Source organism: Deinococcus sp. QL22 (assembly GCF_023370075.1).
Lineage (GTDB): Bacteria > Deinococcota > Deinococci > Deinococcales > Deinococcaceae > Deinococcus.
The window spans coordinates 24,672-50,554 of record NZ_CP097158.1; the positions used below are offsets into that span (position 1 = coordinate 24,672).

Here is a 25,883-nt window from a genome sequence, read left to right on the forward strand (position 1 = left end):
AAGGTTCTGGCGATTTCGTGTCTCCCTCACGAAATGAATCAAGGCAGCCTTGGCTTCTTCCACACGGCGCGGGCCGGCGCATGCCTAGACTACATCCCACGTATGCTCCCACGCTCTGGCCTACCCCGTGACTGTTGACCTCCTGCTGCTCATGAACCCGGAGGACGATCTGGAGGCCTTGGGGCCCGTCTTGGCCCAGTTGCCGACTCCACGGCCCGCGGTGCTCATCGCTCACTCCTTTTCAGACACTGGCCCCTTGGTGGAGCGTCTGAGCCGTGATACAGCACCGCCCGTGCAGGTAGCCGAGCACGGCACCGTGTTTCAGCCCGGCCAGCTCTACGTCAGCCCCGCGCACCACCTTCTAGAGGTGAGGCCTGACTTTCACTGCACGGTCACGTTGCTACAGCAGAAGGTGACTGCCGAGCGTCCGCTGGACTGGCTGTTGGCGTCGCTGGCCGCGGTCTACACGTCACGCGTGCTGGCTGTGGTTCTGGGTGGCGCGGGTCGTGACGGTTTCGTGGGTCTGCAGGCACTCCGGGGTGTGGGCGGGACCGTCGTGGTATTGAAGCCAGACCATGACGACCCCTCTGCTGAACTGCCGCGCCTGGTCATGGAGACCGGAGCCGCCGACCAGCTGGTGGCCCGACACGAACTCGGTCAATCGCTGACCGAGGTGTTGAGTGGATTGAACCTTGCGCAGGCACCCGATGAAGCCATCAACGACCAATCGAAGGCTTCGTCCTCCCTGGACCGCTCGACAGAGGAGAAGTACCGCCTCCTCTTCGACACCATGGGCCAGGGCTACTGTGAGCTGGAACTCATCCGGGATGCAGACGGCCGAGCCGTCGACCAACGGTACCTGGAACTAAATCCGGCCTTCGAGCGTCTGTTCGGCATCCCTGCCGCCGAAGCCAGGGGACGCAAGGCGAGCGAGGTTTTTCCCTCCCTCGAACCGGGCTGGCACAGCATCTTCGACCGGGTCGTCAAGACGGGAACACCGGAGCGCATCGAGTACCCGGTAGCCGCTCTGGGCCGGTGGTTCGAGGTGTTTGCCTATCCGGCCGGCGGGGATCGTCTGAGCGTCCTGTACGAGGATGTCACCGAGCGCAAGCAGGCCGAGGACGCTCTCCGGGAGAGCGGCGAGAGGCAGGCGTTCCTGTTGGAGCTGAGTGACGCCCTGAGGGCGGAACCCGACGCTGACACCGTCACCAACCGTGCCCTAGAGTTGCTGGCCCAACACCTACACCTGGATCGCTGCTTCATCGGCGTGTATTACCTTGACGATGACCGGGGTGACTTCACCCACCAGGTCGGCAACGACCGGGTGCCGCCGGTGCCGAGCGGGGTGCGCCTGTCTGACTTTCCAGACGCTCTTCGCGTCGCGTTCGACTCGACGCTAGTGGTGAGCGATGTCGCGCGGGACGAAAACCTGTCCGAGATAGACCGGCAGAATCTCGGGCTCGGGGGACTCGGCATGGGCGCGCTCGTCGCCGCGACCCTGCGCAAGGGTGAGCAGCATCCGCTGTGGGCCATCGTCGCCATCTCCGCGAACGCCCGGCACTGGACCCCTGGGGAAATCACGTTGATTGAGGAGGTGACCGAGCGCACCTGGGCGGCTACCCAGCGTGTTCAGGCCGAGACCGCGCGGCGCGACTCCGAAGCGCGCTTCCGGGCGGTGGCCAATCTGGTACCCGACCTGCTGTGGGAGAGCGAACCGGACGGTGTGACGACTTGGTACAACCAGCGCTGGTTGGACTACACCGGCCAGACGTTCGAGCAGGCCACGGGCTGGGGCTGGACGGACGCCATCCACCCGGACGACCGGGAAGCCTCCGCTCGCGGCTACCAGGCGGCAGTAGAGTCGGGTCAATCTCTGCGTCAGGAACACCGCATCCGGCGGCGTGATGGTGAGTACCGCTGGTTTGTTCTGCAGACTTCTCCACTGAAGAATGAGGGTGGGCAGGTCACGAAGATTTACGGCGCAGCCACCGACATTCATGACTTGCGCACGATGAACGTGACCCTGGAAGCCCAGGTGGCCGAGCGCACCCGCCGCCTCGTCGACCTGAATACCGAACTCCTGGCCCGCACCCGCGCACTGGAAGCCTTCTCGCACCTCACCCGAGACCTGGCGCTGGACACCGACCGCGTTGCGCTCGTCCACCGGGCTCAGAAACTCGTCATGACGCTGCTGCCGCGGGGCTTTACGGCCTATTTCGAGCCGGAAGGTGAGGTCTGGCGCAAGAAAGCGCAGGTCGGTGATCCGAGTCACCCGGCGTTGCAGGCGCTCATGGAGGCGGGCCTTCCGTTTGAGACGCCCGGCATGGCCTACCCGTTCAAGATGGGGCAGCCCGAATACCAGAACGCGTATGTGCCCGGTACCGATGCGCCCGCTGAACTTGTCGAGCACATCCACTCCACGGCGACGCTGCCGGTGCGACTGGGCGGCGTTCCGGTGGGCCTGTTTTCCGTGTTGCAGTTCGAGCTCCAAGTCTGGTCCCCCGCCAACCGGGCAATCCTGGAGACGGTCGTGCAGCACCTGAATCTGGCCCTGGATCGCGCTGAAGCAGTGCGCCAATTGACAGAAGAGCGCGAAGCCCTGAACAGCTTCGCCCAGTTCACGGAACTGACCGCCAGCACCAGTGACGTGCAGGTCCTTGCCCAGCACGCCGCGGATGTCCTGCAACAGGTGCTGGCGGTAGACAGCGCCGTGTACTTCGAGCAGGAAGGGGAGCTTTGGAAAGCCCGTTCCGTGTCTGGCGCCCTGACCCCCGAGATCCAGCGTCAACTGGAGGCCGGTCTCCCCGCCAGCACCGCCAGTCTGATGATGCCGGTGACCCGCCGTGAGTCTATGTTTTTTGACGATTGGCAGCCGGAAGCCGAAGGACTGCCGACGTTTGCGCCTTACCGAGCAGTCGCGCGGTATCCGCTGTTTCCCCAGAACCACCCAGTGGGCGTTCTGAGCATGGCCAGGGCAGATGGATCTGTCTGGTCAGCGCGCGAGAAAGCGGTCTTTCAGGCCATTGGCAACGCCTTCCGGCTCGCGCTGGAACGGACGGCACAGGTGCAACAGATTGACCGGCAGCGCGCACGCCTGGCAGACCTGAATGCAGAACTGGGCACCCTCATCACGCGCACCGCCCGCCATCTGGAGGTGCCCGCTCAGCGGCTCAGCCACCTGCTTGGTGTGGGAGCACCCGTGGCCTTAGAGTCACTGAAGGGACTTCCGCCTTACGATCCAGTCCTTCTTCAAGAGGAAATCACACGACTCAACGCCGTCGCGCAGGATTTGCGGCAACTGTCCGTGCTGGAAGCTCAGCAACTCCACAATGACTTGCTTCCGCTCGGTGAACTTTTTGCCGAAGTGCGGGATCAGCTGCCGCCCAGTGGTCGGCAGCCTACCTGGTTCCTCAATCCACTGCCCATCGTGCGTGGTGACCGATCCCTCCTGCGTCAGGCGCTGGACGTAGTCATGACCTTCACGCTGAGCCCAACGCGGGGTACCCGGTACGTGACCGTGAGCAGCCAGACGGTGGACGGGGAGGTGCGGGTCTGGGTCGAGGATGATGGGGTGGGCCTGACCGGTGAAGAGGCCGCGACCCTCTTTGATCTTACCGTCCGCACGGATCAGCAGGTGCCCGTGCTGGAAGGCAGTGGGCTGATGCAGGTGCGGCGGATCATGGCCCGACATGGCGGCTGGGCCTGGGCCGAACAGGGCAGCCGGGTCGTCCTGGCGTTTCCCCAGGAAGAGGCCATGGGCCAGCTCGACGCCCTGTTTCTGGATGAGCGACCAGGCCTCTAAACTGGGGGCGACGTCCGGGTAGGGGGTTGATCGCGCCCCGCCTCCCTCTCGTCTTCTTACCTGTTTTATTCCAAGACGGGATCTTTCGGCCAAGCGATCCAAAAGGTCGCGCCGTGATCCACCCTACCCTCACCCCACGCCCGGGCACCGAACCGCTCGCCCAGACGCCGCACGACGGTCAGTCCCAGACCCGTCCCCTCGTAGTGCTCTGCCGAGTGCAACCGGCCGAAGAGCTCGAATGCCTTGTCTTTCTGCCGCATATTGAAGCCGACCCCGTTGTCTTCGACACCGATCCAGTGCTCGTGTGCGGTCTCCTGAACGAGAATGCGGAGGCGAACCGGTGACCGGGTCCGGGTGAACTTCAGCGCGTTGGTCAGGTACTCGTGGAGAATGAGTTGGAGCACCTGACTGTCGCCCTGAACAGTCGGGAGCGGCATCTGTGAGAGCACAATGCCCCGCTCACTCAGGAGTGGCGCGAGATCTTTGCGAACCTCTTTGAGCACCTGTTCCAGATCCACGGGGCGCAGGCGAGCCCGCATGGATCGGGTCCGCATGTACCCCCTAAGCGATTCCAGGAGGCCCTGAGTCTGCTGGACGGCCAGGGCCACGTGACCCAGCGACCGCTGGCGGTCGTCTGGATGCTCCTGCCGTTCCAAGAGGTTCAGGAAATTCTGTGCCCGAGTGAGTCGGGTGCCCAGTTCACGCTCAGACGCCAGCATGACCTCTTGAAATTCCCCTTCCAGATGCCGGAGCCTCAGGGTCTGCTGTTGAATCTCACGCTCGTGCTTCTGGGCGAGATCCAACAGCGTCTGATGGGCGGCCTTGAACGCCGTCACATCAAGGGCACTGAGATGATAGAGGGCCTCTCCACCCCGGCTGGAAAGCGTTGCAGCCACCCTAAGGTCTATCGGTATGCCGTCCGGGCCCAAGAGCTGCAGTTCCGTCATCTGCCGACCCCCACCGTCGAAGACGCGTCTGAACAGGGCCTTCAGGGCGCCCTGGTGTGTTGTCGCCATCAGCGGAGCCAGAGCACGGCCCTGAAGAAATGCCGGAGTCGTCCCAAGGAGTGCTGCCGCTTGGAGGTTGGCTTCCACAATGCGGCCCTGGTTGTTCACGAGAAACGCTGGCTCAGGAGCGTCCCGGAACAAGGTGCTGGCCTGAGCTGCAGCGTCTTGGAGGGCTTGTACCTGAGCTTCAAGGAATTCGAGCCGGGCCGTCAGGGAAGGATCAGGCTGAAGAGAAGACATGGGCTCGTACGGCATGACGTCACCAGGGATATTTGGGAAAGCCCTGTACGACGTGTCAGGGGTGAACATGGAGAGTGTAGTAAGTCTGGCACAGGGAAGGAGAAGTCGGGTGTGAACGGAGCAACGGACAGGAGGAGTGATCTGGAGGAAGGGCAAGGGAGCGTCTTCATGAGGCGTGACGCCTTTCGGATGTGGAGGAGGCTCGCCTGGACGCCCCGTGTGAAGAAGGGAGGCGCGTCCCCTCGGCAGGCCGCGGGTGTGTGACCCGACATCCTGACCTTACTGTCGCGCCTGAAATCCCGCCTTCCAGCACAGGAGCGTGAATTCCAGGGGCTGAAACTGATGCTTCTTCCTTGATTTAGATCGACTTTCAATGAAGGTACGAGTGCAGTGCAGGGCAGCCCGGCCAGTTAGGACGAAAGAATAGTTGTCTCTTGGCCGTTGACCAGCACATGGTTTCGCCACATTTGTCAAAGAAAGAGAATGCTCAGCCGTTGGGAGCTCCCCCGTATCTCTAGTCAATCTTAGGCAGGTTGCGCCGAGTATTTGACACTGAAGGGCCGGGCACTCAGGAGTCATGCAAAAGGGAAGGGTTCTTCCTCTTCTGCTGACTTAGACGTTCAAATCCCAGCGCTTTCACAGTTCGTTCCCTTCATTCAACCCTGATTTGGCTGTCCTACACAGTATCCTAGCTGCTATGTCTTCTTCGCCCGGCGCAGCCACGCCGCTTTCTCTGAGTCAGCACTTGCAAGACGTGACCGAGCACTTGGCCGGGGCCCGAACCCCACAGCAAGTCTTTGACATGATCTTGCCGCTAACGTTGGAGGCTTTGGGTGCGGTGGCCGGTGTGGTGCTGTTGATCAACCCTGCAGGCGACCAGTTGAAGATCGCCGCCACCTGGGGCCATGAGACCTCAGCGCCGAGTCTTTGGCAAAATGGGCCATTTGACGACCAAACTCCTGCTGGAGCGGTGTTGGTTACCCGTGAGGCGCTGTACTTTGAGTCTGCGGCCGCGCTCAACGCTGTGTACCCCCACCTGGAAGCGCGTACCGGTGGGGTCGCCGCGGTCACGACGGCCGTGGTGCCGATTTTCCTGGAGGATCAGGCCTTGGGCAGCCTGATTTTGGACTTTACTGCTCCTCATCACTTCACCGCCGAGGAGCAGCACTTCCTGCGGATTCTCGGGGCGCAATGTGCTTTGGCCTTTAACCGGATGCGCCTGGTGGCTGACCTGCAGCAGCAGGTCCACCTCCGCACGGCGCAGCTCGAAGAGCAGGTGCGGGCTCAAGACGCCTTCGTGGCCTACACCGAAGCGGCGGGGGCAGAAACAGACGTGCTGCAGCTCGCCCAGCAAGCGGTGGGCGTGCTGACAGCGCGTTTTCCCGAGTGTTCCAGTGGGTACTACGCTCTAGAAGGCCAGCTGTGGACCCTTCAGATGCACAGCGAGGATCTGTATGCCACGCCAGAATTGCTGCACGACTTGCGCTCCGGGTTACCCTTGGATACACCCCTCTTTGCCGCAGCGGTGCAGACCGGTGAGCCGGTCTTCGTGGATGCGTGGGACGCCCAGCGGGAGCAGATAGAGCGGGCCGATATGTACGGTACGGTGGCTATCTATCCACTCAGTCAAGGCGGGACGTTGCGCGGCATGTTCGCGCTGGGCCTGAAGTGGCAGGACCGCTGGGAAGATCGCGACCGAGCGGTCTTTCGGGCCGTCGGACGGAGCTTACAACTGGCCTTAGAGCGGGCCGAGCAAGCCCGGGCCTTCCAAACTCAAAATGCGTTGCTGAACGCCCGCACCCAAGCTCTTGAAGGGTTTGCGAATCTGATTCAAGATCTGGCGTTGGAAACCGATCGTTATGCCCTCATTCGACGCGCCGAGCAAGTTGTCATGTCGCTCTTACCGGACGGTTATGCGCTGTATTACGAGCGGGAAGAGGGGCGCTGGCGGAACAAGGTGCAGACGGGGGTGCTGGGCACCGAACCCCAGCAAGCCGCTGCGCTGCAGGCGGTGGTGGATGCCGGGTTTCCCTATGATGTCCCAGAGAGCCTGACCGTTCCTTGGGCAAGCCAGCAGCCGTACTATCAGGATCAGTACAAGCGGGGAGGAGACACCGACGCGGCCTTGGTGCAGCATGTCAGTACGGTCGCCAGTCTGCCGGTGAAGGTGCACGGCAACATCATTGGCATTCTGGCCTTCGTGGTGTTTGCCTCCAATCCGTGGACACCGATCGAGAAGGCCGTGATGGAAACGGTGGTGCGCAGCCTGGGCCTCGCCTTGGAGCGGGCTCAAGGGCTCGAGAACTTGGCACAGGCGTCACGCTTCAACGAATTGATCCTGAGCAATGTGGGCGAGGGCTTGACGGGCGTGGATTTGCAGGGCTGCACGACCTTCGCCAATCCCGCGGCCCTGCAGCTCTTGGGCTACGCGGCGGCCGAATTCATCGGTCAGCCGCAACACGCTCTTATTCACCACACCCGCGCAGACGGCAGCCCGTATCCCCGCGACACCTGCCCCATCTATGCGGCGTTTACGGCCGGCCAGACCCAGACGGTGCAGGGCGATGTCTTTTGGCGCAAAGACGGCACCAGCTTCCCGGTGGAGTACACCAGCACCCCCATTCGCAATGAGGCCGGCCAAATGACTGGGGCCGTACTGGTGTTTCGGGACATCACGCAGCGTCAGCAAGCGGAGGCGGCCCTACACGACAGCCATCAGGAATTGCAGCGCAGTAACGCCGAGCTCGAGCAGTTCGCGTACATCGCTTCACACGATTTGCAGGCTCCGATCCGGACGGTGACCAGTTTCGCGGGCATAATTGAGCGCAAATACGGTTCTGCACTGGATGACCGGGGGCGGCTGTACCTGCAACAGATCGTGAACGGCGGGGAGCACATGAAACGGCTGGTGGATGATCTGCTGGCGTTCTCGCGGGTGCACACCGAACGGCGTGACCTGCAGTCCACCGATGCGGGCCAGGTGTTTGATGGGGTGGCCCAGCGGCTCCAGGACGAAGTGCCGGGAGCGGTGCTTAAACGGGGGGATTTACCTGTAGTGTTGGCGGACGCCCAACAACTGGATCGACTGTTGCAAAACCTGATGTCCAATGGGCTGAAATACCAGCGTGAGGGGAGCGTGCCTGACATTCACGTCTCGGCCCAGCGAGAGGGCCGCTTCTGGCGGTTTGCGGTGTCAGACAACGGCATTGGCATTGAGCCGCAATATTACGAGCGCATTTTTGAGATTTTCCAGCGCTTGCATGGACGGGAGACCTATGCCGGCACGGGGATTGGGCTGGCGGTGTGCAAGAAGATTGTGGAGCGGCACGGCGGGCGGCTGTGGCTGGACAGCACTCTGGGAGTAGGCAGTACGTTCTTCTTTACCCTCCCCAGCACAGGCGGTTAGCCGACGACTGATTCACGGAGAAAGGTTGGGGAGCCCTCACGTCCGCAGCTTTGGCTCTCAGGAGGCCGTTTTAGAGCTGTGCAAAAGGGAAGGGATATGCAGAGCTGAAAAGACGCTGAGGAACCCAATCAAATGAGGCCCGCACCTGAGCGAACGAACGAGGGCTACACCGGAGTGGGGCGGCGGTTCCAGTGGGGACGGCCATCCCGCGCCCGTTTCGCCGTGTACATCGCCTGATCGGCCAACCGCAACAATTGCTCTTGTTCCACCGTGTCATCCGGAAACACCGCCATGCCAATACTCCAGTTCACATCAACCGACTGACCCGCCACCACAAAGGGTACAGTGAACGCCTGTTGAACCCGCTTCATCGCCACTTCCGCACCCCGCGGCGAACGCAGGTCGGTCAACACCACCGTAAATTCATCCCCGCCCAGGCGCGCGACCAGATCACTGGTCGCCAGGGTGTCGCGCAGGCGCTGACCCACCTGCACCAGTAAGGCATCCCCTGCTGCGTGTCCCAGGGTGTCGTTGACGCCCTTGAAGCCGTTGAGATCCAGCAGTGCAAGCACCACCCGCTCCCCGGCCCGCTCCGCACGGCGCATGGCCTGCGATAAGTGTTGGCGCTGATGCATACGGTTGGGCAACCCCGTCAATGGGTCGTTGAGGGCCAGGTGACTGAGCTCGTTCACAGCGCGGCGCAGGCTGAATTCGTCCATGACCAGTGCGGCAAAATCCTCTAGGTCCGCTTCATCCTCAGCCGTGAAGGTTCGGGGCTGGCGGTCGAGCACGCACAAGGTGCCCAACTTGTGCCCGTCCGGGGTGATGAGAGGAGAACCGGCGTAAAAGCGGACATGAGGCTCACCAGTGACCGCGTCGTACAGGCGAATCCGCGGATCGAGCTGCGCATCTGGAATGACCAGGGTGCCGGGCTGCTGGATGGTCACGGCACAGATGGAATTGCCAAGAGGGGTCTGGGTGTCCTGGAGGCCGACGCGGGCTTTAAACCACTGCCGATCCGCATCAATCAGGCTGGTCAAGGCCATCGGCATGCCGAAGTGCCGTGCGGCAAGCCGCACGATCCGGTCAAACTGTGGTTCCGGGTCGGTATCGAGAATGCCGTAGCGGTAGAGGGCTTCCAGTCGCGCCTGGCTCCAAATCAGGCCGTCAGGTGGGGCTGAAGCCAGCGACGGGATCGTCATGTTGCCTCCAGTACGTTCAAGTCCTGCCACAAGGACAACGTTTAGAACGACCGAATCTTCGGGTGAGGTTGCGGGCCCGATCGAGGAGGGCAGATCCACCCCAGGTCATCTGTATTCCAAGAGGTTGACGAACACCTGCACCGAATTCGACTGTCCGAAGCCGGCGAGGTCATCCTTCACGCCCCGGTGGGTCTGCGCAACATCGGCCACCTGGTGCCGCAAAATCCCCTGGTGGAAGCAGAATCTGGGGGCGCACAGCAGTGTCCGCGAAGCAGAGCCGATGATCGAAGTGCTGAATTGCCGGGCGAATATTACATCCGTACGGGTCACGGCGAAACCTCGGTGGTCTGCGTGAAGGGTTCGCCCTCCGGATCCACGATGTGCAGGAAGGCCTGAACCACCCGTTCATCCAGCAAGACCCCGGCCTCCTGGCGAAGCTGCTCGGCAGCCTCCTGATGTGTCCATGCCTTCTTGTAAGGCCGCTCACTGGTCAGGGCGTCATAGACATCAATCACGGCAAAGACCCGGGCCGCGAGCGGAATATCCGTGCCAGCCAGACCCTTCGGGTACCCGCTGCCATTCCAGCGCTCCTGGTGGTACAGCACCACGTCCAGGGTGGTCGGCGGCAGAGAGGGAATGTGTTCCAGCATCTCGTACCCAATCCCCGGGTGCCGCTTGATCACGTCCCACTCCTCCGGTGTGAGCTTGCCCGGCTTGAGCAAGATCGCGTCGGGAATGGCAACTTTCCCCGTATCATGCAGGAACGCGCCCCAGCGCAGGGCGTCCAGGTCAGCGCCAGAGAACCCCAGAACCCGGCCCAGTTGCTCGGTGAAAGCCACCACGCGGTCGGTGTGCCCTTTGGTCTCGTAATCGCGGTACTCCAGCGCCAGACCCATGGCCCGCAGGGTCTCTTCGCGCGATTGCTGGAGTTCGTTCAAGTGAACGCTGCGCTCCACCACCCGGCTGGTCTGCTCCCCCACCCCCAGCAGCAGCCGCCGGCTATCCTCGTCCACGTCCACCGCGTCGTTCGTGCCGAACGCCAGGAAGCCGCGCAGCACCTCCCGCGTCACGATGGGCAACACCGCCAGAGAAGTCCAGATCCGTCGGGGCAAAGCCTCGGGCGGATTGAACACGGGCTCAGCTGGTCCAGCGAAGAACGCTACCTGGCGCCGCAAGGCCTGCCCAACTGCCCCCGTGCGGTGGGCTCTGGCCCACGGGGTCGTCCAAGCGAAGAGCTCGTCGGCCACCTGTCCGGCCCGAAGCGGTTTGGTCGGGCTGTTCCCATCAATGGGAAAGAAGAAGCCGTAGTCGTACGCGGTGAGATCCAGGCAGTGTTCCAGCGCGGCCTGAATCAGCTGCTCCAACGAGTCCTGGGCAGCGAAGTCCGCCGTGAGATGAACCAGGTGCTGAAAGCGGCGCAGCTGCAGGTGCAGGGTCTTCTCGGCTTCAATCCGTACCGTGACGTCGCGCGTATTGATCATCACCCCCCCAATGTCCGGATCATCAGTCGAGTTGACGCCGGTCGATTCCAGCCACACCCAGTGGCCCGCCTTGTGCTGAAAGCGGTAGGTGGCCAGGACTGGAACTTGGGAAATGACTGCTTCCTGGAAGACCTGCATCACCCGGCCGAGATCTTCCGGATGGATCCCGTCGAACGCATTGCCGCCGACCCGTTCCTCTGGCGTGTAGCCCAGCATGGGCATCATGGCCGGGCTGATGTACTGGGTCACTCCATCCAGCCCAATGATGCTGACCAGGTCGTGACTGTATTCGGTGATTTTGCGGTAGAAGCGCTCCTGCTGCTGAAGTCGCGCATTCAACTCGCTGCGCTCCAGTGCCAGGGCGCACTGAGCGGCGATGGTACGCAGGTACCGGCGTTGTGTTTCGCTCAGCGCCGCGTTCTCTGCGAACGAGAGGGTGATCGCACCCATCACGTGCCCGTTCATCCGCAGGGTGAGCACCGCATGGCTCCCACTGGTCGGCGTGAGAAGATGTTGCCACTGCGGATACAGGGACAGCCAGTCCTCACGCGTCAGGAACAGGTCTCGCCCTTCCCGAATCGCATCTGCTGCGGGGACAGGGCTCTCCAGGGGAAAGCGCCGCCACGGGCGCTCGTCACGGGCAGGATACCCCGCACTTCCCAGCACGTCCACGTGCTGCCGATCTGGATTCACCAGCATCACGCTGCCCGCACTGGCGCCCATGGATTCCAGGCCTTGGAGGAGGATGACCTGCACGACCTCGGACGTGGTGTTCGTGCTGGCCAGCACGGTGCTGAGACCTTCCAGGGCGCGGGCCCGCCGATCGGCATGAACGCGGAGAGTCGCGTCGCGGGCCTGCACGAGAATGGCGCCCATGCTGGGATCGTGCAGCAGGTTGATGGCCGTCCCTTCTAGCCAGCACCAACTCCCGTTGGCGTGCTGGAGGCGGTAAGGAGACAGGCTCACGGTGACGCCGGGCAGCAACCGCATCAGCTGCTGGGAAATGCGTTCACGGTCTTCCAGGTGGAGGGCGGTGAAGTCCACATGGTGCCCCTCAGCCGTGGGATTGCGCTCGCAGCCTAGGTGCCGCTGAACGGACGGGCTCTGATACAGGATGCGGCCGTCCCGGTCGAACAGGGTAATCAGGTCAGCACTGTACTCGATCAGGGCCTGAAAAGGTGCGGTGCTACCGGACAGGGGGCTGAAGATCAATGGCGTGGTGGGGGAATCAGTCACATGAACCTCCATTCTGTGCTCCCCCAGCAAGACCTAGAGGTTGTGAGCGACATGAAGATGACATGAAGTCTCTCACTTTGCTCTTACATTGGGTGACCGCAAGAACGAAGTTGTGGCTATCCGGTTGGCTAGATCCAGGTTGACCAGAGCGTGGGTTCCCTCCCGGCCTCGTCACAACGTTCTGAGCAAGTTGGCAGTCTCGATCACGGCTAGCACGGCCTCTATGCCCTTGTTCCCAGCCTTGGTACCCACGCGCTCGTGGCTGATCAGGGTACCGCGCTCTTGGAGCAGTTCTTGCACACTGCGCGAGATCGCTTGCGCGTGTGTTCATTCCGATGTCGAAGGCATCAATCGGAGCCGCTATAGCCGAAGTGAGGAAGCACAGGCGGTCGCCTTCCTAAGATCATGCAAAAAGGGAAGGCTTCTGCCGTTAATAGCGAGGACTCAGGCTACTGGTTATACCAAGATGGTTTCGGCAGTGGTTGCCCTGATACCGTTCTCCACCAAGATCTCTGGCACCTTCATTTGCAGGAATTCTACTTCCAACAGCGGACGCAGGAGCATCTGCTCTCCGGGATTCCTCAAGTGAGGCACGAATCCTGGTGTAACCAGCGATTGCTTTTTAACCTCGAGTGCTAGGGGATATGCAGCGAGACATGAAAAGGCGGAAGCTCGGGTATGGCTACCAACGAACTTCCGCTGGCTCAGCATAGCGTTGAAGACTTGTTCACGCTCATTTACGTGTACGTCGATGATGATGTGCAAGCCGCTGCGTGCAGCGGCTTGTTTGTCTTGCCACAAGAGCCCAATCAGAAAGGCAGTTACAGCGAAGTCATGACCATGGCGTTGGTCGGGGAGCTGCTCGGTGAAGTGTCCGCACAGAAGTGGTGAGGGCAGGGACGTTCCACGGATCGGGCCTTGTTTCCCTGTTTGCCAGACCGCACCCGGTACCTTCGAATTCAGCTCAATCTTGAAACCATTGATGCCGACCTCGCCCTGAGATTGCCTCATTTTGACGAAGAAACCGTGTATGTGATTGACAGCAAACCGCTGGCCTGCTGCAAGGGGACGCGCTATGCGCGACCCCGAGCCATGACCGAGGCAGGGAGTGGACGAGGCGGACATGGTGGGTACAGCGTCAGAGGACGCTTTTACGGCTTTAAGCTGCACGCCGTGATTGACGATCATGGAATGATTGTCCGCTTTGCTCTGGCCGCTGGAAATGAAAGTGATCCACCGCTCGCCCGCACGTTATTGGCCGAGAGTGAGGGCACATTGGTACTGGGTGATCGGGGGTACCAAGGCTGTGGGGTCTACGCACAACCCAAGAGCAACATGAAGCAACCGCGCCCCTGGTGGGGCGCGATGGGTTGGCTCAGAAAGACAATAGAAACAGTATTTTCTCGTTTAGATCGATCTTTTCATTGAATGCTTCCACAGCTCAATTCCTTCCGGTCTATTCGCGCCCATGTCTGCCGAAAAATTGCCGCTCACAATTTGGCCCTGTTTTTTGGTGGTCTTTGACCCCCTAGCACTCGAGGTTTTTAGTTAAAGGTCAACTTGAACCTGGCAGAGGTGGGTGAACTGAGCCTTTCTGGAAAGGAGACCGATCGTACATCTCAAGATGCTGCAATGGTTGAATGATGTCAGACACTCTCTTCGTGGGAAGTGGAACAGACCTTGCAGAGCGTCTCGAGCGTCTTCGCCTCTGGGACGCGCAGATTGAGGCTTGGCGTTTGGAAATAGCCTCACGGCAATTTGAACGGAAGGCGGTAGCCGTGGAGCGGCGTTGGCAACAGGCCAGAGCGAAGGCCAGAGTGGGCCGCCGTTGACCACACAGCTGGTCAAGTGAACAGGTGCTCAACGTGTCAGTAGCCATTTCCAGGCCAAACAGCTGCGTGGTGCTGACGTCAAGACCGACAACCCATATGGACGCTTAGAAATGTCCACAGAGCGTTGTCAACCCGGTCGGGTCGTAGCGGAGGGTGTCCAAGCCCGTACGCCCCAAATAAGGTTGCGCTGATCGGAGAGGCCTTAAGCTGGCCAGGGGGCTGGACAAAACCATCTCAAAAACCTTACGGACAGGCCTACGGGTCCGAGTGGACGTGACAAGCCTGACGTCCTGCCGCTCAACCCGAAAAGCGAATGGGTCAGCCTCCTGTCGAATGTTCTGCTCCTGCAGTTAGCTGCTGAACTCCTTATTCCAGGGACTCTTGCCGGAAAATGACACGGCGTACCACTTGCCTGTGCTGCAGAGCTTGCTGCCTTTCCGCCTGCACGCGCTGCGCTGCTTCCTCTTGCCCAGTCTCACCCAGCTGTTTTCCCAAGTGTTCTAACAGCATCACCTGCTCATCCATCGCGCGTACCGCCGACCACAGGGAGTCCTCGACCATCTGGCGGACTCCAGAAATCAAGCTGCCTGACGTGAAGGCATGCCCGGTGTGACAACGGAAGCGTGTGAGCTGACCTTCCTTGATCTGTACCATGACGCCGTGGCAGTCCGGACAAGTAAAGGGGGAGATCGGTCCATGGTTGAGGATGCCCGACTCCAAGCCAGCGTCCTCCTTGGCAATACTCAGCTCGACACTCAGGCGGTGGCGTTCCACTTCATTCATGCTGTCCTTCTTCTCACTTGCATTGAGGCTGTCTCCCCAAGAACTGAGCCAGGCGGCGATCTCCTGAACCGACAAGATCTCGTCCACTTCAATCTGCCGGAGTGCACTGAGTGGCATTTCTGGGTACTCGGCCTCTTCAGGACGCTGCACGATGGCCGTCCCGCCACACTGTTTCACCGCCCAGAGGCCAGAGGTGCCGTCATCCTGCATGCCCGACAACACGACGCCTGCCACGCGTGGCCCGTGGCTGTAAGCCGCTGAACGAAATAAGACGTCGATGCTTGGCCGTGAGCGGTTTTCACGTGGTCCGCGTGAGAGTTTGAGGGTGCTGTGGTGGGTCAGCAGGTGGTGGTTCGGGGGCGCAACGTAAATGTGTCCGCCCTGTAACTCTTCGCCGTCCTCGGCGGGCTTGGCAGGGAGTGGTCCAGCTTGATGAAGCAGTTCCGACAACACACTCGGTTGATCTGGTGGGAGATGCACCACCACCAGCACGGCCGCTGGGAAATGCGCGGGCAACCCAGCCACCAGTTGCAGCAGGCCGCTCAGCGCTCCAGCTGAGCCGCCGATCACGACCAGTGGCAGCCCGTTCGAGTGAGCAGTTTCGCCGTTCACCTGAGCTCCTTCCTGAGGAGATCTTTGGGGAGACTGAGCCAGAAGGTTGCGCCCTCACCAGGGGTACCTTCGGCCCAGACGCGTCCTCCATGCCGGTGGATCACCCGCTGCACGAGCGCCAGCCCAACGCCGCTTCCCTCAAACTCCTCTTGACGGTGCAGCCGCTGAAACATGGTGAACAACCGGCTCTTCTGACGCATATTGAACCCCACCCCGTTGTCGCGCATGCTGATGATGAACTCCTGCTCGTCTTCGCGGGCCTGGACACTGATCTGTGCGGGGGTGCGGCCCCGCGTAAATTTGAGTGCGTTTCCTAACAGGCTCGCAAACACGAGTTTCAAGGCCAAGCTGTCTCCCTGAACGGTGGGTAACTCATGAACCGTGACTTGGACGTCACGCCCATCCAAATCAGCGGCGAGGTCTTGCCGAACCTCCCGGATCACGCGTTCGAGTTGAACCGGTTGAAAGCGCATGCGTCCCTGACTCACCCGGAACAGGGTCAGTAAGGCGCTGAGCTGCTCTTCCATCCGGTTCACCGAATGTTCGACGTGCTGCACGTACCGTTCCTGCTGCTCTTCCAGTGGCCGCAACTGCTTCGCGAGCAGCCCTGTAAAGCTGCGAATGTGCCGCAAAGGCGTGGTCAGATCATGGGTCAAGGCGTAAACAAACGTTTCAAGCTCCGTGTTCAGTTCCTGAATATGCTGGGTTCGCTGCTGGACTTGATCTTCCAGGGACGCATTGAGACGCGACACCTCCTCTTGCGCCTGACGCTGTGGCGTGATGTCCGTCACCGTCAAGCGGCTCAAGAGGCTCTGTCCGTCCGCTCCCCGAATCGCTTCGCCCCGCAGCTGAACCGCAAAGCGCGTGCCCTGAACACCGATCAGCCACACTTCGGCAGTCCAAGGCCCAGGCCGCTCCCAGACGCGCCGCAGGAAGAGAGAAAAGGTACTGACGTCAGCAGGATCCAGGAATGAGGAGAGCCGCCGACGGAGGAGCCTGGGGCGCTCCATGCCCAGCAGCTGACACAGCGTGAGATTGACGCGTTGAATGGCACCATTCCGATCCAGCGTGAGGTAGCCCACGGGGGCAAAGTCAAACAGTTCTTGATACTCTTGCCGCGCGTCCTCAAGCTCGGTATTGATCCGGCCCAGCTCATCGTTCTGAAGTCGCAGCTCAATCTGATGCAGCTGCAGTTCCTGCCGCTCGCGGTGGAGTTCCTGAAGCACCGCCGCCGGATCTTCCGACACGAGATGTAAGGAGGGAGGCGGGCGCGCCTGAAGTTCGAGTTCTGCTTGTGCACGGATGCGTTCGATCTGTTCGGCGTCATCGCTCATACTTAGACCTTCCAAGAGTTGCGTCGTTGTGCAGAGTCGGAAGGATTGGCGTGGTCGCTTGTCCTACTGCCGATGATGCTGTTGCACTTGAGACTAAGCCTACAGAAGGTTGGAGGGCTGAGGAACCAAGATAACCCAATGCATTAATAATGATGTCGGGCGGTTGGGGCGTGAGAGACTTGGGTAGGCTAAGGGCCAGCCGTGCGGAGACACCCGCTTTCTAGAGCCTATAGTCCAGGGAACCTCCTATGTCAGACGAACAACCTCCATCTGAAGCGCCCGCCTCCCTGTCCGAGCCGCAGACGCCTTCGGGGGCTCGGCCCAGCAGTATTGTCGGCATCGGGGGATCTGCGGGCGCGCTGGATGGGTATGAGCGCTTTTTCCTCAGTCTGCCAGCGAAGAGCGGCATGGCCTTTGTCGTGGTTCCACACCTTGATCCGCAGCATCAAGGACTGATGCCTCACATTTTGCAACGCTGCACGAGCATGCCCGTGATTCAAATTCAGGACGGGATGGCAGCCCAACCAGACCAGGTCTACGTGATTCCGCCCGGACACAGCCTCACGCTGATGAACAGTGTGCTGCTCTTGGATGACCTTGAGCGGGCGAAAGGCAAGGTCATTGATCATTTTTTCGAGTCGCTCGCGGTAGACCAAGGCGAGCGAGCGGTGGGCATCATCTTGTCAGGCATGGGCAGTGACGGTACGCACGGCGTGCAGGTCATCCGGGAACATTTTGGGCTGGTCATGGTGCAAGATCCGCAGACCGCAGAGTACCCGGCCATGCCCCGCAGCGCTGCCGAAACTCAGCTCACCAGTGAAGTGCTGCCTGCTGAGGAATTGGCGCCAAGGCTGTATACCCTCGTCACTCAGAAGGCGACGTTGCGTCCAGAGGACATGTCAGCGGCCGACGGTCAGGCAGGTGTCCCACTTCAGAAGATCTTGCGTCTGATCCGGGCAAGCACTGGACAGGATTTCACCCGCTACAAGCGGAGTACGCTGGTGCGGCGGATCGACCGCCGCATGAAAAACCATCAGATTGAAGGCATCAGTCAGTATGTGCAACTTTTACAAGATGCTCCAGAAGAAGTTCAAGCGCTGTTTCAGGATTTCACCATCAATGTCACGAGCTTCTTCCGTGATGTCGACGCCTTTGACAAACTTAAAGCACACTTGCGCAACTATATCCCAAGTCACAAGCGAGATCTGGACAACCTGCGGGTATGGGTGGCAGGCTGCTCGACGGGCGAGGAAGCCTACTCGGTCGCCATCGTGCTGCACGAGCTGATGGAAGAACTCAAGGAGGAGTTGGGCTTCAGGGTACAGATCTTTGCCACCGACATTGATCTGGAGGCTCTCGAAAAAGCCCGTTCCGGGGTCTACCCACGCGAGATCGAGTACGTCATTTCTCCAGAGCGGTTGCAGCGTGCCTTCGAGCAGTTTGAGGATGGCTACCAGGTGCGTCCAGAGATTCGGAGCCTCGTCACCTTCGCCCTTCACAACACGTTCGGTGATCCCCCCTTTACTCGGCTCGATCTGCTGTGTTGCCGGAATATGCTGATCTACATCTCCGGTGAGCTGCAAACTGAAATCATGTCGGTGTTTCATTTTGCCTTACGTCCAGAAGGGCTTTTGTTCCTGGGGACCAGTGAAACAGCTGGACAGGATCGGGACCGCTTCAGCGTGCTGGACCAGCGCTGGAAAATCTACGGCCGGGGAGAAGGAGCGCCGACTCCATTACCGGTTGGACAATTCTTCAGCCCCACCAATTTGGCTCTCCCGATTGCGCGGGGTGTCCCGTCAGCGGCACGCCCCACGAAAACCGGAGATCTGGCACAATTCGCTCAGGACTTGTTGCTTGCCCACCACGCGCCGCCTGCTGTACTGGTCAACGAGTCGGGAGACATTCTGTTCGTTCACGGCCCAACTGCCCGGTATCTGGAATTGCCGGGAGGGACGGCGCCCATCAATGTCTTTGAAATGGGTCGCGGTAGCTTGCGCTACGAGCTTCCCGCCGCTGTGCGGCAGGCCATCACAGAGCGCCGTGAAGTGCGGCGCACAGACTTACCTGTTGAAGTGGAAGGAACTCTGCGCGCCGTAGATATCACGGTTCGTGCAGTGCAGGGGCGCATACCCGCCCTGGTGATGATCGAATTTCACGAACGTGGAGATGGACGCACTCTGCAAGTTATGCCAGAGCAGATGGATCCCTTCCTGAGCTTGCAGCGCGAACTGCAGTACAGCAAGGAGACATTGCAGGCCACAGTGGAGGAAAGGGGGGTGTCACTGGAGGAACTGAGGACGACCAACGAAGAACTTCAGACGACCAATGAGGAACTTCAGAGTACCAATGAGGAGCTCACGACCTCCAAAGAAGAACTTCAGTCGCTCAACGAGGAACTGACGACCATCAATGCAGAGCACCACCGCGTCATTCATGACCTTGCTCAGGTCAACGATGACCTGAAGAACCTACTGGACAGTGCAGGGATCGCGACCGTATTCCTTGACAACAACCTGAGAATCAAACGCTTTACGCCCCGCATTTCGCAGGTCATCAACCTGATGCCTGTGGACGTGGGACGTCTGATCAGCGATATCACCGTCAATTTGAACTACGATGCCCTCACTCAGAACATCACGCAGGTGCTCGACACCTTGGAAGGCTTTGAAACGCAGGTGCAGAGCAAAAGCGGCCAGTGGTACTTGATGCGCATCAGCCCTTACCGCACTTCAGACCACTTCATTGACGGCGTCGTGGTCGCCTTTACCAATATCGACTTGATGAGGGCGCTGGAGCAGCGGATGCAGGACACCGCTGCTTACGTGGAACGGATCCTCAACAGTATCCATGATCCGCTGCTGGTTTTGGATGATCAGTTGCGTGTGCTGAGTGTCAACCGGGCCTCGCTCAACTTGTTCAAGACCCCCGAGAGACACCTGATTGGCGAGTACCTGTACAACGTGGGCAATTCTTTGCTGGACACAGTAGAACTTATGGCACTGTTGCAGGATGTCATCGTCACTGAGCAGCCCATCACCCAGCGTGTGATTGATGTTCAGGTACCGCACCTCGGGCCGCGCCAGATGAAAGTTGAGGTGGATCCCCTCGTCAATGGTGACAGCGTCTCGGTGCTGCTCAAGCTGGAAGACGTGACCGACTTGCTGCGCCGTGCAGATCTGGAGAGCGAGAACCTTATGGGGGACGCCCCTGACCTTGGCAGCACTTCGTGAGTCACTGCACCAACGGTTCTCCGTCGCTGAGGGGAGTCTGCGTGAGCGCCAATTGGTGCAGTACTTTCGCTCGCTGCTCTACCCAGCGGGCCTGACGGAGCAACGCCTCCGCCCGCGTGCCGGAAAGCTGTTGACTGAGGCGCTCCAACAGCAGGATGCCTTCCTCCATTGCGCGCTGGGTCTGGTAGAGCTTGTCTTCGATGGTTTCAGACAACTCAGTCAACAAGGTATGAGAGGTGTAGGCATGGCCAGTGTGACAGCGGAAGCGTAACCCTTCTCCTTCCTGAATCTGCACCATGGCACCGTGACATTCGGGGCAAGTGAACGGTGTATAGGATCCGAACTGCCCCACACTTGCTGGAGACTTTGGTCCCTCAGCCGCGATATGGACTTCCATCGCCAACCGTTCCCGTTGCTGTTCATCCATAGCAGCCTCCATCTGATAAAGAGTAGAGTCTTGAACCAATTGTGCCAGCAGTGGGCCCATCTCCTGAGCACGGACCTGATAATTCACTTCCACCTGTTCAAGGGCGTGGCGCGGCATCGCATCGAAGGCCGCGTCTTGAGGATCTTGCACGACCGCCACTCCACCCAGCCTCTTGATATTCCAGAGACCTGAGGTGCCGTCATCTAACACACCAGACAGCACAACGCCGATGACATGGGGCGCGCGAGTATGCGCTGCAGAGCGGAATAAGGCGTCCACAGCGGGTCGAAATCGGTTTTCTTTCGGCCCTTTCTTGACTCCCAGACGGTCTCCTTCCACCAGCAAATGATGGTCAGGTGGGGCGATGTAAATATGTCCAGGTTGGAGGAGCTCCCCGTCACGCGGGTGAAGGGCGGGGAGTGGCCCGGCGCGGCTGAGGATGGCGGGCAGAGTACTGGGATGGTGAGCGTTCAGATGCAGAACAACGCAGATGGCGGCCGGAAATTCCTGAGGAAGGCCAGCGACCAAGGCTTGAAGGGCCTCTATACCCCCAGCAGAGGCTCCAATGACGACAATAGGATCAGTCAGCATATGGTCTCTATTGTGACGCGTGGCCAGCAGTAGGTTCTGTTGAGCGACCAAACCGCGCCATAGGGTGGAGGAGCTTCAATCTTGACGGAAGTTGTGTGTCTCACTGTGGAGATGGGCGAGCACAGTTGCACTTCTTTTTAAGCGGGTATCGCTGGCTGCCAATTTAAGGGAACTTTGACGCAGCAGTTCCTCTGTCTCAGCAACCTCCTGCCGATATTTTAAAATCGAGCAATGAAGCTCGCTGAGGTGAGCTTGGACAATTGCGTTGGGGAAAGCATCAGGCTCATGGGAAAACAGGCTGTCAGTGGTCATGGGTTCATCCCGCACGTGGAACGTGCAGTTGAAGGAGTCGGGAGACCTGCTCACATTGTGAGCGTAGAAACAATCTTCAAACACGGACGGACCGTTACAGTTCCATGACTGCTACAGCTACCCCAAAGATTGGAGCGCTCAGTCAGACTGCATTGTCGATGGCCGAGGTGGCTTCAGACTACCTGAGGTAAAGGGTGTTGTGATGCGGATTACATAAGGTCATGCCCTGAGGAAAAGTAATAAAGACCTCTGGCACTTCAACAAGGTCAACCGACATTTTTTGTGATTCCCGAAAAAAGCTGGCTGGGGCGCACTTTTGATCCCAAATTGGGGTATGAGCCCAAAGCACCGCGCTCCAGAGGCATTTATTCTGACATCCTCACTTCCTTTTCAAGATCGCAACATCGGGCCTCGTTTGAGGTGTGCCTGAATCGCGCCCTGCATCTGGTGGTCACTTCGCGGTACTGCCCATTTTGCGTTGATGAATGCCAGGGTGGCCGTGTCCGCAGGTGGGCTGAGCACTATGCCGCTGAACGTTATCTTAGGACTCTTCATGGGCAAACCCTTGAGGGTCGTGGGCGTGGCTGGCAGCACGTTTAAGTGCCGCTGTGTCAAGTGGCCCCAGATGATCGGCGTGGGACTGCTGGCAGGCATCGGCTTCATCATGAGCTTGTTCGTCTCGAATTTGGCCTTCGATGATTTGGTCTTATTGATTGAGGCCAAACTGGGTGTCTTGTTGGCCTACGTGCTGGCCGCAGTGTTCAGCGCAGGCTGCCTGATCTTGGTCATCGCAAGGAGGGAGAAACTGCATGACCAAGAATACGTCGATGTCTTAGCGGGAGCGTGCAAAGGGGAAGGGATTCTGCTGGCGAATTCAGGCGACACACAGTTGAGCGAAGCGCGAGAGCCTGGTTCTGATGGGTCGATCCCCGTCCAGCCGGGCACAGAGCCGAACCGCATGGATTGCCAGGGCAGTCAACACCTGCTGAAGAGACGTTTTTGCACTCCTTGATACCGACCATCCCTGAGTCCGAAGGCTCGAACTCCCTGTGGAAGCGTGCCCTCAATGCCCGCGCGCCGCTGGGCGCGTAAATGGCCGCCTCATCACTCCAGGGGTTGCCTGCATGAGTTATGTATGTCAGTGGTGTAAAATTCATTGAACATCATGTGAAACAGGGGTTCAATGAAACAAGGGCACGACCCCTCTTTTACCAGCCCGCGAGGGCCTCATCGAGGGCTTGGTCGCTCCATTTGGCGTAGATGCGGGTGGTTTCGATGCTGCTGTGGCCGAGGTGGCGGGCAGCGTACTCGAGGCTGCCGGTTTGCCGAACGAGGCGGGTGCCCGCGTAGTGCCGGAAGGCATGCCAGCCTCGGTAGCGGGTTTCGGCCCTTTTGGCAATGACCTGCAAGCGTTGGCGGGCAGCGGTCTGTGTGCCACCAATCACAGCTTCCGCTCGAGGCAAGACTTGCAGGGCAGCAATCAGGGTGCGGGTGAGGGTCACGCGGCGGGTTTTGTCACCTTTGCCGTGCTGAACGGTTAGGACGCCACCGGGCAGGTCAAGGTCGTTCCAAGTCAACTGCAGGGCTTCTTCAATGCGGAGGCCACCGTGAGCGCAGAGGAGAATGAGGGCTCGGTCGCGGGGAGCGGCCATCTTGAGCAGGGCCTGGACTTCATGGTCGGTGTAGGGCTGGCGTTTGTCCCAGGGTGCAGTCTTGTCTTGAACTGGGCGAGCATCACTGAAGGGATCGAGGGCAGTAGCACCAGCCCAACGAAGGGCGCGGAAGAGGGCCCGAGCGGCGGCGAGCTGAACGCGAATGCTGGAGGGTGCCAAACCTGTGACTTCGAGTGACCGTATATAAAGGGCCCCAGCATCCCGTTCGGGTCGAATGAGGCTGAAGCCGGTTCGATCAGCATGCTGAAGAAGTTTGCCTATGCCTTCCCGATACGCACGGGCGGTTCGGGCGGACAGGCCCGCGCCTGCAGACCCATACAGAGAGGTGTGGGCTTCGGTCAGCGACCAGAGTAATTCTGGATCTAACTGTTGGGCAGCGACGATGGCTCGACGGCGGCGTTCCTCGGAGGTGAGATCAGTCCAGCCTCTAGCAGCAGCGAGGGCGTCGCCTTGGAAGCGAACGAGGGCGAGGTTGGGATCAGAGGTGGTCATCGACCTGATCAGATTAGCTTATGCTAACAGGTCTTAGCGAAAGGGAACGGATTTGGTGGCGAGAAGCATGTCTCTGCGGCAAACTCATCGTGAACCGTTCAAGGTTGGTTGTGGGTCAGCGTGAGGGCCGCTGTAATTTCAGGGCCTGAAGGTCACGGCCAAAGCCCCTGAACGGGCTGAGCGGGTGCTGCAAGCGTGGTTGCGGGAACGGGCCGAGCAGGTGCTGGCCGAGCGGATGGAGCGTTGCCTGGAGAGGGCGTCGCACTACGGCATCCAGCACAGTGGTGAGTTCCGCCTGCGCAGTATGGCGACCCAGTGGGGCAGTTGCAGCCGGACAGGCAGGCTCACCTTCAATCCGCTGCTGATCCAGGCGCCCAAGGAATGCATCGATTACGTGCTGCTGCACGAGCTGTGTCACACCCTTGAATTCAGTCACTCCCGGGCCTATTACGCGCTCCTCGGCCGGGTCTTGCCAGACTGGAAAGCCAAACGGGCGCGACTCAATCGACTGGTCGAGTTGCCCGGTTCCTTGCTTTAGGAGCGGATTCGGGCGAACGGGATCACTGGTATGCTCGAGAGATAGACACCACCCGGATTGCCCATATTCACCAGCAACTCGCCGACATTCGCGACCAGGGGATCGAAGCCTTTGGAGCGGAGACCCACGAGTTCAAACTGAACCCACCTTTATCAGTGGACGCCGTAGAAGCCTTTGAGACAGAGCACGCGGTTCGCCTGCCAGAGCCATACCGTGACTTCCTCTTGCAGGTGGGAAATGGTGGTGCCGGTCAAGCCTATGGGTTATATCCCCTAGAGAAAACAGCTACAGGCGGCGTCCTCAAGAGGCCGTCTCCACTCCATTCCCAGATGCCGGAGGTCGGGGCTTGGCACGACGTCCTTGGTCTGGACGAAGACACTGAAGCGGTCTACGACGGCGCCTTGACGCTGCTCACGCAGGGCTGCACCTATGACGTGCTGCTGATGGTCAGCGGGCCTGACCGGGGACGCATCGTCTACGTGGACTGGAATATGGAGCACGCCCCCTTCTTCTCCCAGTTCCCGGATTTTCTGACTTGGTACGAAACTTGGCTGCGTGAAACGCTGGCTGGGTACACGATGACCTGGTTCGGATACGGCCTGCCTCTGAACGCGGGCGAGTCCGCTCTCGTGGCCGTTGATCAGCAGGTGCCTTCCTTCCAACGGAAAGCAGCGCTCAATAACTTGCTGCGGGTACCCTCGCTCACGGCCGATCTCCTGACACTTCTAGAATCCGCGTTGCTGTCGGAACCGGACTTGGGAATTGCTACAGACTTCCTGACGCTCCTGGCTTCCAACGGTGTCCAGGGGTTGGGGGACATCAGTTGGCGTCTCCTGCGCCAGGCCCAGGGGCATCAGATTTACCGCACCGTTCATGCCATGAGGACGATGGAGCTCCCCACCTGGGGAGACGCGGCCCTCTGGGCCTTGGAGCAGGACGCCGACCAGGACGCTTCACAAAGCATTTTGTACCTGTTGAAACGCGAGCAGGCCCTCACCCGGCGGGCGATCGAACTGGCCTTCACATCGAAACACGTCGTCACGACCGGCTTATACGTGAACAGTGAATTCGATAATCCGCTGCCTGTGCCCGACGCATTCTTCACGCATTCCGACCCAGGCGTGCGCCGATACTCGGTCGAATATCAGCCCAATGCTGTGCTCCATCCCAAACTCCCCCAATTACTGGAGCTGTACCGTCAGGAGGCCAGTGAGCATGTGCGGCAGGGGTGGGCACTCAAGATCGGCAGTTTCCATGAACCCGTGGTGACCGCGGCCCTGACCGAGTTTCTGGAGCGGGAAGACAGTGCGATAGTCCGTTCTGCTCTCACCCGGAGGTTGGGCGAACACAAGGCCACTCAGGCTGTTCCGCTGCTGATGCGGCTGACACAGCAGGAGGATCACGTGCTGCGCCTGGAGGCGGCGACTGCCCTCGGAGAGATTGGGGATGAACGCGCCCGTCCAGCCCTGAAGGCCCTGCTCGATCAGCATGAGAAGCCCTTCCGGATCGAGGGGGGCGGCGGGATGGGCTATTCGTACTCCGTTGCGGAGGCCGCACGCCGCGCGCTTAAGATTCTGGGTGGCCACCAAAGGCACCGGAAGATCCTCGGCAAGCTCGTAAAAATCCTGACCAGGACAAGAGAGTAAAAATCAACTGCACCTGCTCCAGTTGACATCCATGAG

The 25,883-nt window shown here is 60.1% G+C and carries 17 protein-coding genes and 2 pseudogenes; 7 read left to right on the forward strand and 12 right to left on the reverse strand.

What is annotated here, in order from left to right:
• The first annotated feature begins 127 nt into the window (after positions 1-127).
• Complete coding sequence (locus M1R55_RS31205; protein WP_249396878.1) at positions 128-3,802, forward strand: PAS domain S-box protein; 3,675 nt, start codon at positions 128-130, stop codon at positions 3,800-3,802.
• Positions 3,803-3,867: 65 nt separating this feature from the next.
• Here the strand turns inward: M1R55_RS31205 and M1R55_RS31210 are convergent, their stop codons facing one another.
• Positions 3,868-5,064 (reverse strand): ATP-binding protein, encoded by a 1,197-nt coding sequence (locus M1R55_RS31210; protein ID WP_249396879.1) that lies wholly within the window; start codon positions 5,062-5,064, stop codon positions 3,868-3,870.
• Between the two features lie 682 nt (positions 5,065-5,746).
• Between M1R55_RS31210 and M1R55_RS31215 the strand changes: the two genes are divergently transcribed.
• Positions 5,747-8,455, forward strand: coding sequence for an ATP-binding protein (locus M1R55_RS31215; RefSeq protein ID WP_249396880.1), 2,709 nt, complete (start codon positions 5,747-5,749; stop codon positions 8,453-8,455).
• 164 nt (positions 8,456-8,619) lie between these two features.
• Here the strand turns inward: M1R55_RS31215 and M1R55_RS31220 are convergent, their stop codons facing one another.
• The 5 genes from M1R55_RS31220 to M1R55_RS31240 form a co-directional block, all read right to left on the reverse strand.
• Positions 8,620-9,657 (reverse strand): sensor domain-containing diguanylate cyclase, encoded by a 1,038-nt coding sequence (locus M1R55_RS31220; RefSeq protein ID WP_249396881.1) that lies wholly within the window; start codon positions 9,655-9,657, stop codon positions 8,620-8,622.
• A gap of 105 nt (positions 9,658-9,762) precedes the next feature.
• The gene (locus tag M1R55_RS31225) at positions 9,763-9,987 is read right to left on the reverse strand and encodes a hypothetical protein (protein ID WP_249396882.1); all 225 of its coding nucleotides are present in this window, start codon (positions 9,985-9,987) and stop codon (positions 9,763-9,765) included.
• A complete protein-coding gene (locus tag M1R55_RS31230) occupies positions 9,984-12,374 on the reverse strand; it encodes an HD domain-containing phosphohydrolase (protein WP_249396883.1) in 2,391 nt (796 codons plus the stop codon). The genes M1R55_RS31225 and M1R55_RS31230 overlap by 4 nt, the downstream gene beginning before the upstream one ends.
• A gap of 171 nt (positions 12,375-12,545) precedes the next feature.
• Entirely contained in the window at positions 12,546-12,674 is a 129-nt protein-coding gene (locus M1R55_RS31235) for a hypothetical protein (protein WP_371827358.1), read from the reverse strand.
• Between the two features lie 156 nt (positions 12,675-12,830).
• Complete coding sequence (locus M1R55_RS31240) at positions 12,831-13,385, reverse strand: hypothetical protein (protein ID WP_249396884.1); 555 nt, start codon at positions 13,383-13,385, stop codon at positions 12,831-12,833.
• A 21-nt stretch (positions 13,386-13,406) separates the two neighbouring features.
• Between M1R55_RS31240 and M1R55_RS31245 the strand changes: the two genes are divergently transcribed.
• A complete protein-coding gene (locus tag M1R55_RS31245) occupies positions 13,407-13,802 on the forward strand; it encodes a transposase (RefSeq protein ID WP_249396885.1) in 396 nt (131 codons plus the stop codon).
• A gap of 770 nt (positions 13,803-14,572) precedes the next feature.
• Here the strand turns inward: M1R55_RS31245 and M1R55_RS31250 are convergent.
• A complete protein-coding gene (locus M1R55_RS31250; protein WP_249396886.1) occupies positions 14,573-15,601 on the reverse strand; it encodes a chemotaxis protein CheB in 1,029 nt (342 codons plus the stop codon).
• Positions 15,598-16,935, reverse strand: a complete 1,338-nt coding sequence (locus M1R55_RS31255; RefSeq protein ID WP_249396887.1) for an ATP-binding protein — start codon at positions 16,933-16,935, stop codon at positions 15,598-15,600. Before M1R55_RS31255 ends, M1R55_RS31250 begins: the two co-directional genes overlap by 4 nt.
• A gap of 248 nt (positions 16,936-17,183) precedes the next feature.
• On the opposite strand from M1R55_RS31255, the gene M1R55_RS31260 reads away from it, so the two are divergent.
• Positions 17,184-20,168, forward strand: a complete 2,985-nt coding sequence (locus M1R55_RS31260; RefSeq protein WP_249396888.1) for a CheR family methyltransferase — start codon at positions 17,184-17,186, stop codon at positions 20,166-20,168.
• A 1-nt stretch (position 20,169) separates the two neighbouring features.
• Here M1R55_RS31260 and M1R55_RS31265 read toward each other — a convergent pair whose 3' ends face one another.
• Both M1R55_RS31265 and M1R55_RS31270 read right to left on the reverse strand, forming a co-directional pair.
• A complete protein-coding gene (locus M1R55_RS31265) occupies positions 20,170-21,186 on the reverse strand; it encodes a chemotaxis protein CheB (protein ID WP_249396889.1) in 1,017 nt (338 codons plus the stop codon).
• Positions 21,187-21,261: 75 nt separating this feature from the next.
• The gene (locus M1R55_RS31270; protein WP_249396890.1) at positions 21,262-21,498 is read right to left on the reverse strand and encodes a hypothetical protein; all 237 of its coding nucleotides are present in this window, start codon (positions 21,496-21,498) and stop codon (positions 21,262-21,264) included.
• Between the two features lie 523 nt (positions 21,499-22,021).
• Between M1R55_RS31270 and M1R55_RS31275 the strand changes: the two are divergent.
• A pseudogene (locus M1R55_RS31275) lies at positions 22,022-22,207 on the forward strand (Na+/H+ antiporter NhaA); the annotation flags it as partial.
• Positions 22,208-22,372: 165 nt separating this feature from the next.
• On the opposite strand, the pseudogene M1R55_RS31280 reads toward M1R55_RS31275, so the two are convergent.
• Positions 22,373-22,596, reverse strand: a pseudogene (locus M1R55_RS31280) (transposase); the annotation flags it as partial.
• A gap of 110 nt (positions 22,597-22,706) precedes the next feature.
• Positions 22,707-23,663 carry a site-specific integrase gene (locus tag M1R55_RS31285; protein ID WP_249396891.1) on the reverse strand — a complete coding sequence of 319 codons (957 nt, stop codon included), beginning with the start codon at positions 23,661-23,663 and terminating at the stop codon, positions 22,707-22,709.
• A gap of 145 nt (positions 23,664-23,808) precedes the next feature.
• On the opposite strand from M1R55_RS31285, the gene M1R55_RS31290 reads away from it, so the two are divergent.
• Both M1R55_RS31290 and M1R55_RS31295 read left to right on the forward strand, forming a co-directional pair.
• Positions 23,809-24,201: a M48 family metallopeptidase gene (locus M1R55_RS31290; RefSeq protein WP_371827361.1), complete on the forward strand. Its 393-nt coding sequence runs from the start codon at positions 23,809-23,811 to the stop codon at positions 24,199-24,201.
• Positions 24,202-24,356: 155 nt separating this feature from the next.
• Positions 24,357-25,847, forward strand: coding sequence for a HEAT repeat domain-containing protein (locus M1R55_RS31295; RefSeq protein ID WP_371827359.1), 1,491 nt, complete (start codon positions 24,357-24,359; stop codon positions 25,845-25,847).
• Positions 25,848-25,883: the final 36 nt, after the last annotated feature.